The 7,947-nt window shown below is 46.3% G+C and carries 5 protein-coding genes, 16 tRNA genes and 1 rRNA gene; all 22 read left to right on the top strand.

Features of this window, described 5'->3' with window-relative positions; translation table 11 throughout:
* Positions 1 to 113 (top strand): 5S ribosomal RNA (rrf, locus tag RBB45_RS08510); the annotation flags it as partial.
* A 24-nt stretch (positions 114 to 137) separates the two neighbouring features.
* A tRNA-Asn gene (locus tag RBB45_RS08505) sits at positions 138 to 212 on the top strand.
* Positions 213 to 217: 5 nt separating this feature from the next.
* Positions 218 to 310 (top strand) — tRNA-Ser (locus RBB45_RS08500).
* Between the two features lie 15 nt (positions 311 to 325).
* A tRNA-Glu gene (locus RBB45_RS08495) sits at positions 326 to 400 on the top strand.
* 4 nt (positions 401 to 404) lie between these two features.
* Positions 405 to 480 (top strand) — tRNA-Val (locus RBB45_RS08490).
* A gap of 17 nt (positions 481 to 497) precedes the next feature.
* Positions 498 to 571 (top strand) — tRNA-Met (locus RBB45_RS08485).
* Positions 572 to 717: 146 nt separating this feature from the next.
* Positions 718 to 793, top strand: a tRNA-Asp gene (locus RBB45_RS08480).
* 149 nt (positions 794 to 942) lie between these two features.
* Positions 943 to 1,018, top strand: a tRNA-Phe gene (locus RBB45_RS08475).
* Between the two features lie 10 nt (positions 1,019 to 1,028).
* Positions 1,029 to 1,104 (top strand) — tRNA-Thr (locus RBB45_RS08470).
* 9 nt (positions 1,105 to 1,113) lie between these two features.
* Positions 1,114 to 1,198 (top strand) — tRNA-Tyr (locus tag RBB45_RS08465).
* Between the two features lie 7 nt (positions 1,199 to 1,205).
* Positions 1,206 to 1,279: transfer RNA gene (locus RBB45_RS08460), tRNA-Trp, on the top strand.
* Between the two features lie 11 nt (positions 1,280 to 1,290).
* Positions 1,291 to 1,366, top strand: a tRNA-His gene (locus tag RBB45_RS08455).
* A 41-nt stretch (positions 1,367 to 1,407) separates the two neighbouring features.
* Positions 1,408 to 1,482 (top strand) — tRNA-Gln (locus RBB45_RS08450).
* A gap of 3 nt (positions 1,483 to 1,485) precedes the next feature.
* Positions 1,486 to 1,560, top strand: a tRNA-Gly gene (locus tag RBB45_RS08445).
* Positions 1,561 to 1,568: 8 nt separating this feature from the next.
* Positions 1,569 to 1,642: transfer RNA gene (locus RBB45_RS08440), tRNA-Cys, on the top strand.
* 45 nt (positions 1,643 to 1,687) lie between these two features.
* Positions 1,688 to 1,769: transfer RNA gene (locus RBB45_RS08435), tRNA-Leu, on the top strand.
* A gap of 73 nt (positions 1,770 to 1,842) precedes the next feature.
* Positions 1,843 to 1,916, top strand: a tRNA-Gly gene (locus RBB45_RS08430).
* 234 nt (positions 1,917 to 2,150) lie between these two features.
* The gene (locus tag RBB45_RS08425) at positions 2,151 to 3,092 is read left to right on the top strand and encodes a carbohydrate ABC transporter permease (protein WP_094770017.1); all 942 of its coding nucleotides are present in this window, start codon (positions 2,151 to 2,153) and stop codon (positions 3,090 to 3,092) included.
* Positions 3,092 to 3,919, top strand: a complete 828-nt coding sequence (locus RBB45_RS08420) for a carbohydrate ABC transporter permease (protein ID WP_009794994.1) — start codon at positions 3,092 to 3,094, stop codon at positions 3,917 to 3,919. Before RBB45_RS08425 ends, RBB45_RS08420 begins: the two co-directional genes overlap by 1 nt.
* A gap of 74 nt (positions 3,920 to 3,993) precedes the next feature.
* Positions 3,994 to 5,277 (top strand): ABC transporter substrate-binding protein, encoded by a 1,284-nt coding sequence (locus tag RBB45_RS08415; protein WP_306009430.1) that lies wholly within the window; start codon positions 3,994 to 3,996, stop codon positions 5,275 to 5,277.
* Between the two features lie 137 nt (positions 5,278 to 5,414).
* The gene (locus RBB45_RS08410) at positions 5,415 to 7,214 is read left to right on the top strand and encodes a cache domain-containing sensor histidine kinase (RefSeq protein ID WP_101551119.1); all 1,800 of its coding nucleotides are present in this window, start codon (positions 5,415 to 5,417) and stop codon (positions 7,212 to 7,214) included.
* Positions 7,192 to 7,947 carry a response regulator transcription factor gene (locus tag RBB45_RS08405; RefSeq protein WP_306009429.1) on the top strand — a complete coding sequence of 252 codons (756 nt, stop codon included), beginning with the start codon at positions 7,192 to 7,194 and terminating at the stop codon, positions 7,945 to 7,947. The genes RBB45_RS08410 and RBB45_RS08405 overlap by 23 nt, the downstream gene beginning before the upstream one ends.

Below are 7,947 nucleotides of genomic sequence, written 5' to 3'. Positions count from 1 at the left end.
GTGGCGATAGCGAGAAGGTCACACCCGTTCCCATACCGAACACGGAAGTTAAGCTTCTCAGCGCCGATGGTAGTTGGAGGTTCTCCTCCTGTGAGAGTAGGACGCTGCCGGGCGAAAGTATTCTAATATACTATCATTCCGCAGTAGCTCAGTGGTAGAGCATTCGGCTGTTAACCGAACGGTCGTAGGTTCGAATCCTACCTGCGGAGCCAATTATGGAGAGCTGTCCGAGTGGCCGAAGGAGCACGATTGGAAATCGTGTAGGCGGTTTATAGCTGTCTCAAGGGTTCAAATCCCTTGCTCTCCGCCATTTAAATTATATAATGGCCCCTTGGTCAAGCGGTTAAGACACCGCCCTTTCACGGCGGTAACACGGGTTCGAATCCCGTAGGGGTCACCATTTCGGAGGATTAGCTCAGCTGGGAGAGCATCTGCCTTACAAGCAGAGGGTCGGCGGTTCGATCCCGTCATCCTCCACCATTATAACTTTTTATTGTCGCGGGGTGGAGCAGTCCGGTAGCTCGTCGGGCTCATAACCCGAAGGTCGCAGGTTCAAATCCTGCCCCCGCAATCTGGTCCTGTGGTGTAGCGACGAGCGACACTGCAATGAATATGCTGCGAGTTGCCTCAACGGATTTGCTTCCTTGAGTCATCTGGAAGAGGAAGAGTCAGTCCTGCAGGCTTCTCGGGCATAATCAAGACCCAAATTTATAAAATGGTCCCGTGGTGTAGCGGTTAACATGCCTGCCTGTCACGCAGGAGATCGCGGGTTCGATTCCCGTCGGGACCGCCATTTAAATTTAATTAGGCTCAGTAGCTCAGTCGGTAGAGCAGATTGCTACCTTCATTGAACAGCTCCTGCGGCAATCTGTGAGGAAGTTCGTAAGAACTGACGAACAAAGGACTTAAAGTATAAAAGGTTTTGGATGAAAATTTTATTATGGCTCAGTAGCTCAGTCGGTAGAGCAAAGGACTGAAAATCCTTGTGTCGGCGGTTCGATTCCGTCCTGAGCCACCATTGTTTGTAAGCCGGTTTAGCTCAATTGGTAGAGCAACTGACTTGTAATCAGTAGGTTGGGGGTTCAAGTCCTCTAGCCGGCACCACCTTAACGTGGAGGGGTAGCGAAGTGGCTAAACGCGGCGGACTGTAAATCCGCTCCCTCAGGGTTCGGCGGTTCGAATCCGTCCCCCTCCACCATTCATACAGGGGTATAGTTTAAAGGTAGAACAGAGGTCTCCAAAACCTCCAGTGTGGGTTCGATTCCTACTACCCCTGCCAATTTTATTATGGCGATTGTGGCGAAGTGGTTAACGCATCGGATTGTGGTTCCGACATTCGTGGGTTCGATTCCCATCAGTCGCCCCATTTTTTAATCACAATATTGCATTCTATGCATATCATATTATTGGGCTATAGCCAAGCGGTAAGGCAACGGACTTTGACTCCGTCATGCGTTGGTTCGAATCCAGCTAGCCCAGCCATTTGCGGAAGTAGTTCAGTGGTAGAACATCACCTTGCCAAGGTGGGGGTCGCGGGTTCGAATCCCGTCTTCCGCTCCAAACGTTCTGGCGGCATAGCCAAGAGGTAAGGCAGAGGTCTGCAAAACCTTTATCACCGGTTCGATTCCGGTTGCCGCCTCCATTCCAATTACAGGAAATGGAGAATGAACGATAAATTAAATGATATGCCGGTGTGGCGGAATTGGCAGACGCGCACGACTCAAAATCGTGTTCCTTCTGGAGTGCCGGTTCGACCCCGGCCACCGGTATCATTTTCTTTTTATACAGGGTTTCCTGTTTTTATTTTTGAAAAGGCATCGACAAATTTCAGCAATTTTCGATGCGGGTGTAGTTTAATGGTAAAACCTCAGCCTTCCAAGCTGATGTCGTGGGTTCGATTCCCATCACCCGCTCCATACATAATTTCATCAACGCAGTGTTTCGTTTCCAGAAAACGAAGCATTGCGTTTTTTCTTTGTCTTGATCCCGATAAGGCATGACCCGTGGGTTACGGTAAGATGTCAGCCAGTCTTTCTTCTCTATGAAGAAGTCAAAATTTTCCCCCTCTTTTGGTCAATTATGTTGCCCCTTTTTATTTGATAGCCTCCTATAATAAAAGAAAGCGATTACAAAAGGCGGTGAGAGTAAAATTGGATGCAAAAACAGAGTTGGCTCCCATAAAGGCGGACGCTGTAACAAAGAGAACAAGCAAAAGAAAAGCACGTCTTCGAAGTATATTAATTTATGCGGCTTTTACCGGACCGGCCATTATATTCTTTGTCCTTATTCAGGTGATACCATTCCTTATGGGTTTATATTATTCCTTTACCTCATGGAATGGTGTAAGCTCAGCTGTCGAATGGGTCGGGCTGCAAAACTATATCAAAATTTTCAAGGATGATCCGAACTTTTTCCAATCTTTCTTGTTTACAACCAAGTTCATGCTGGCCTCAGTGGTTATCAGCAATTTAATTGGATTTGGACTTGCCCTGCTACTTAACGCGGCCTTGAAGACACGGAATATTCTCAGAACCGTCTTCTTTATACCGAATGTAATTGGAGGACTGCTGCTTGGGTTCATCTGGCAGTTTATCTTTGTCAAAGCGTTTGCTTCCATCGGAAATTTGACTGGCCTGGCGTTTTTCAAGCTTGCCTGGCTGGGGGATGAGACTACAGCATTTTGGGGAATTGTCATTGTGTTTGCATGGCAGGTGAGCGGCTATATGATGGTGATTTATATCGCAGCCCTGCAGGGAGTGGACCATTCCCTTCTTGAGGCGGCAAGGATTGACGGGGCTTCAAACTGGACGCTTCTTACCCGCATCATTATGCCGCTGATCATTCCGGCTTTCACTATTTGTTTCTTTTTGACTATATCAATGGCGTTTAAGATCTTTGATTTAAATCTTTCTCTTACAAATGGGGGACCGTTCAATTCAACACAGTCTGTAGCCATCAACATTTATCAGGAGGCTTTCCAAAATAACCGCTATGGTCTCGGGACGGCCAAATCGATTCTTTTCTTCCTGATTGTCGCCGTGTTTACATCGGTTCAGGTAATTATGACGAAAAGGAAGGAGGTTGAAGCCTGATGAATCGCAAGTATACAGGAAGGACGTTTCTGCTGGAGATAATCGGCATCATTCTTGGGCTGATTTTTCTGATCCCCTTCTATTTTGTGGCGGTTAATTCAGTCAAAAGCTTTGCGGAAATCTTATTGGATGCAGCTGCTTTTCCAAAGGAAGTGTTATTTGCTAATTATTCGAAGGTCTGGGAAATCATTAATTTTCCGAGGGCATTCTGGAATTCACTGATCATCACTGTGCTCAGCAATATTGGCCTGGTAATCATCAGTTCAATGGCTGCATGGAAAATGGTGAGGACTCCCGGGCGCTTCAGCAAGATTCTGTTTATCCTTTTTGTCTCAGCAATGGTCATTCCCTTTCAGACGGTTATGATCCCGCTTATGAAGCTCGGAGGCGCCCTGAATATGACGAACAGCATTCCCGGACTGATTATGATGTATTTCGGGTTTGGCGTTCCTCTTTCCCTGTTCCTTTACCATGGATTTGTCAAAACGGTTCCAAGGGAGATAGAAGAGTCGGCGCTGATTGATGGGTGCAGCCAGTTCGGGGTTTTTTGGAGGATCGTTTTCCCGCTTTTAAAGCCGATTACAGTGACGGTTGTCATCCTTAATACCTTATGGATCTGGAATGATTTCCTTCTTCCGCTCCTGGTGCTGCAGGATGCCGAGCTGAGAACAATCCCGCTCGCCACCAGCTCCTTCTTTGCCCAATATACAAAACAGTGGGATATGGGCCTGGCAGCGCTTGTACTTGGCATTACGCCGGTCATCATCTTCTTCCTGTTCCTGCAAAAGCATATTATTAAAGGCATAGCATCAGGCTCCATCAAATAGATATCAAATTTTAGCGGCGGCTAGAATGTGCCGCTAAAATGATATATAAATAGAATTCAAGGAGGTCAATGACAATGAAACGCTTATTGCTTATTTGCCTGTCCCTGCTTTTCACATTCGGGATTTTGGCCGGCTGTTCGTCAGGAAGCACTTCTGGAACTGATGATAAAGAGGGGACAAAGGATACCGGGGAAGAGACGGTTACTCTCAACCTGTTCCAATTTAAAGTTGAAATTGCCGACCAGCTTCAGGAGATGATCACTGAGTTCGAAGCCGAGCATCCCAATATCAAAGTAAAGCTGGAAACTGTTGGCGGCGGTGCCGATTACGGTGCTGCGCTGAAAGCGAAATTTGCTTCTGGCGAACAGCCGGATATTTTCAACAATGGCGGCTTTAAAGAACTGGAACTGTGGAAGGAGCATCTGGCCGACCTATCCAATGAGCCATGGGTTGAGCATCTTCTCCCGATCGGCAAAGTGCCGATGACAGATACAGACGGCAAGCTTTATGGCATGCCGGTCAACCTTGAAGGATACGGATTTGTCTATAATAAAGATTTGTTTGAGAAAGCAGGCATTAAGGAGCCTCCGGCCAATATTACAGAGCTCAAGGATGCTGCTGAGAAACTGAAGGACAGCGGCACTACACCTTTCTCAGCTGGATATGGGGAATGGTGGGTCATCGGGCAGCACTTGCTGAATATCCCTTTTGCTCAGCAGGAAGATCCTATTGCCTTTATTGAAGGACTTTATGATGGTACAGAGAAGTTTACAGATAATGAGCAATTCAAGCAGTTTAAAGAAGTGCTTGATACAGAAATCAATTTTGGAAATGATAATCCATTGACCACTGACTATAACACGCAGGTCACCCAATTTGCCGCAGGCCAGACTGCCATGCTGCAGCAGGGGAACTGGACTGAAAATATGATCTATGAGGTTAATCCTGATATGAATATGGGCTTTTTGCCGATTCCGATCTCAGATGACGAAAATGCTGACCGCCTCCCTGTTGGGGTCCCGAATAACTGGGTTCTGAATAAGAATTCCGAGCACCTGGATGAAGCTAAATTGTTCCTGGAATGGATGGTATCTTCTGATACAGGAAAACGCTATTTAACCGAGGAATTTGCTTTCATCCCTGCTTTTGACAATATTGAGGCATCAGGTCTTGGCGATCTTGGCCAGTCAATCCTTGAGTACTCCAAAGAAGAGAAAACAATTCCGTGGACATGGTTCAGATGGCCGGATGGAGCGAACAAGGAATTCGCCGCTAGCATCCAGGAATATGCTGCAGGTAAAATTGATTATGATACTCTGCTAGAGAGGTTCCAGAAAAACTGGGATAACTTAAAGTAAAGCAGAGATCACTGCCAGGATAAAAAGCGTGTCTGCAACAGGGCATGCTTTTTATTTTCCATAAATGAAAAAATCTTCAGCATGTCTCACCCTGTCCCATATATACTTACATTATCAGGGCCTGGGGAGGACTATTTATGATTAAGAACAGTATCCGCAATAAACTGATCGTCCTGCTGCTGCTGATCACAATCATTCCTTTCGGCACATCGATTATCATTACCTACTTCCATACGAAGGAGTTTTTGAAAAATCAGGCTGTAGAGGAAAACAGCAAGCTTCTTTATCAGGGCAAAATCAACCTGGAGAGCTATATGAATGAGCTGAATGGATTGACATTGTCTCTGTACAATAATCCCGGCTTCTTAAATTTCCTGAGGTCTTCTAAAGATGAGGACAATTATTTAACAATCGGGATCATGAAAAATGTGGTCCAAACCATCCTTTATGCCGGGGATACCATTAACAGGGTCCAAATAGCCTTTGCAGACGAAGACAGGGTCATCTCCGCTTCCAGGAGGTCTACAGTCGTCTTCATGAAAGGAAGGAGCGCCAAAAGCGCAGAGGCCTTCAATAGAGCCAGGGACAGCTCCTCGCATATGTATATTGAACCGCTGATGGAACAGACGAATTCCCGGAATATCATGGCAGTGCATCGTGCGTTTACAAATATTCCATCAGACAATGTGCTGGCCTACATTACTCTTGAGATCGCTCCGGATGACATCGTGAATCTCAGCAGGAATCTTTATACTCCGGGAAGCGAGGAATTTTATATTGTATCTCAGGATGGCCTTCTCATTTATAGCTCTGACAAGGATGCTGCAAGCGGACAGGTGCCCGAAAAATGGGTGGATGCCATTGTGAGTTCAGGAAATAAGGCGGGGACACTTGAATGGAAGAAAGATGATTTCAGCGGCATGATGATTTACGAGCAGATGGAAGAAAGTGCGGGCGGCTGGTTCCTCGTGAAGCGGGTCCCGGATACAACTTTGTATGAAAGCGCTTTTAGCGTTGCGAAAATCAACATCCTTTTCGGCATTATCGGGTTAACGCTGGTTATCCTTGCCACCTTATTCGTTTCTTTTAGAATCACCTCCCCGATCCGGGTGCTGCTAAGGAGCATCAGCCAGGTAGAGCGGGGGGACATGAATGTTGAATATGATTCATTCGGGAAGGATGAAATCGGCATCCTTGGAATGAGGTTCAATGAGATGATCGAGAAAATAAACCATCTCATCAACAGGGAATATAAGCTGGAGATTGAGAATAAAACCAATCAGCTGAAGGTGCTCCAGTCGCAGATCAACCCGCATTTCCTGTACAATGCCCTCCAGTCGATCGGAACGGTTGCCTTGAAAAACAAAGTTCCCCAGATTTATACCCTGATTACCCATCTTTCAAAAATCATGAGGTACGGGATGGACATGGAGGAGGACCGGGTGCCGCTGATAAAAGAGATTAATTATACAAAGGCCTTCCTGCTCCTGCAGAAAGAGCGGTTTGGCGAAAAGTTTATCTACAGGATTGATGCAGGTGAAGAGGTCTCATCTGTCAAAGTTCCTAAAATGCTGCTGCAGCCGGTCATTGAGAATTATTTTAAGCATGGATTTACTCCGGGTGAAGGGACAGGCGAGCTGAATATCGAATGTTATAAAGACAGCGGATTTCTATGCATAGATATAAGTGATAATGGCGGAGGCGCAGATGATGGCAGGCTGGGGGATATATGGCGCTGTATTAAAGGCGGGCCGCTTGAGGCCAAAGGGGACAGCACGAGCATCGGGCTTAGGAATGTGTATGGACGGCTGATGCTTTATTACGGAGAAGAAGCAATCCTGCAGCTTGGAAATCGTGGAGGCAAAGGCTTTATCGTTTCCATGAAGCTTCCGCTGCACCCGGGGGGCGAAGTGGATGAAGGCAATCATCATCGATGATGAAAAGCATGTCAGGGAAGGGCTTCTTATGCTTGCAGAATGGGAAAAGCATGGAATCAGCTCCATCTTTGAGGCAGAGGACGGGGAAGAGGCTATCAGACTGATCGGCGAAGTGCAGCCTGATATTATTTTTACCGATATGAATATGCCGAGGTGTGACGGCATCAGCCTTTTGAAGTGGATCCATGGTTCCCAATGCCAGGTGAAAACGATCGTTGTCAGCGGCTATGATGACTACGAGTATATGAGGAACGCCATCTATTATAAAAGCTTTGATTATATCTTAAAGCCGATTGATCCGGAACTGCTGAATGAAACGCTCAAAAGGGCAGTCAATGACCTTGCAGCTTCACGTTTGACAGGGGCCTTTAGAGAGCCCAGGGAAAGCAAAGCAGCCCAGAAAGAGAACAATAACATCAAGCAAATCGAAGAGTTTCTGGTGCAGAATTATCATCTTGATATCACACTGCAGGATATCGCTGACCGTTTTTATTTGAGCAGAGAGTATATATCCAGGAAATTCAAACAGGACTTCCACGCAACCATTACAGATTATTTGACCAATATCCGGATGGAAAAGGCAAAGGAGCTGCTTGGCAGCCCATCTTTGAAAATTTACGAGATTGCCTATCAGGTTGGATACCAGAATGAAAAATATTTCAGCAAGGTTTTTAAAAAGCTGACCGGCTATACACCGAATGAATATCGGAATCTGCCGCCGGGCAGCAGATAG

The organism is Bacillus sp. MMSF_3328 (genome assembly GCF_030733525.1).
Classification (GTDB): domain Bacteria; phylum Bacillota; class Bacilli; order Bacillales; family Cytobacillaceae; genus Bacillus_AB; species Bacillus_AB infantis.
The sequence above is the reverse complement of the archived record's forward strand: the minus strand, read 5'-3'. Positions and strand labels throughout refer to the sequence as shown.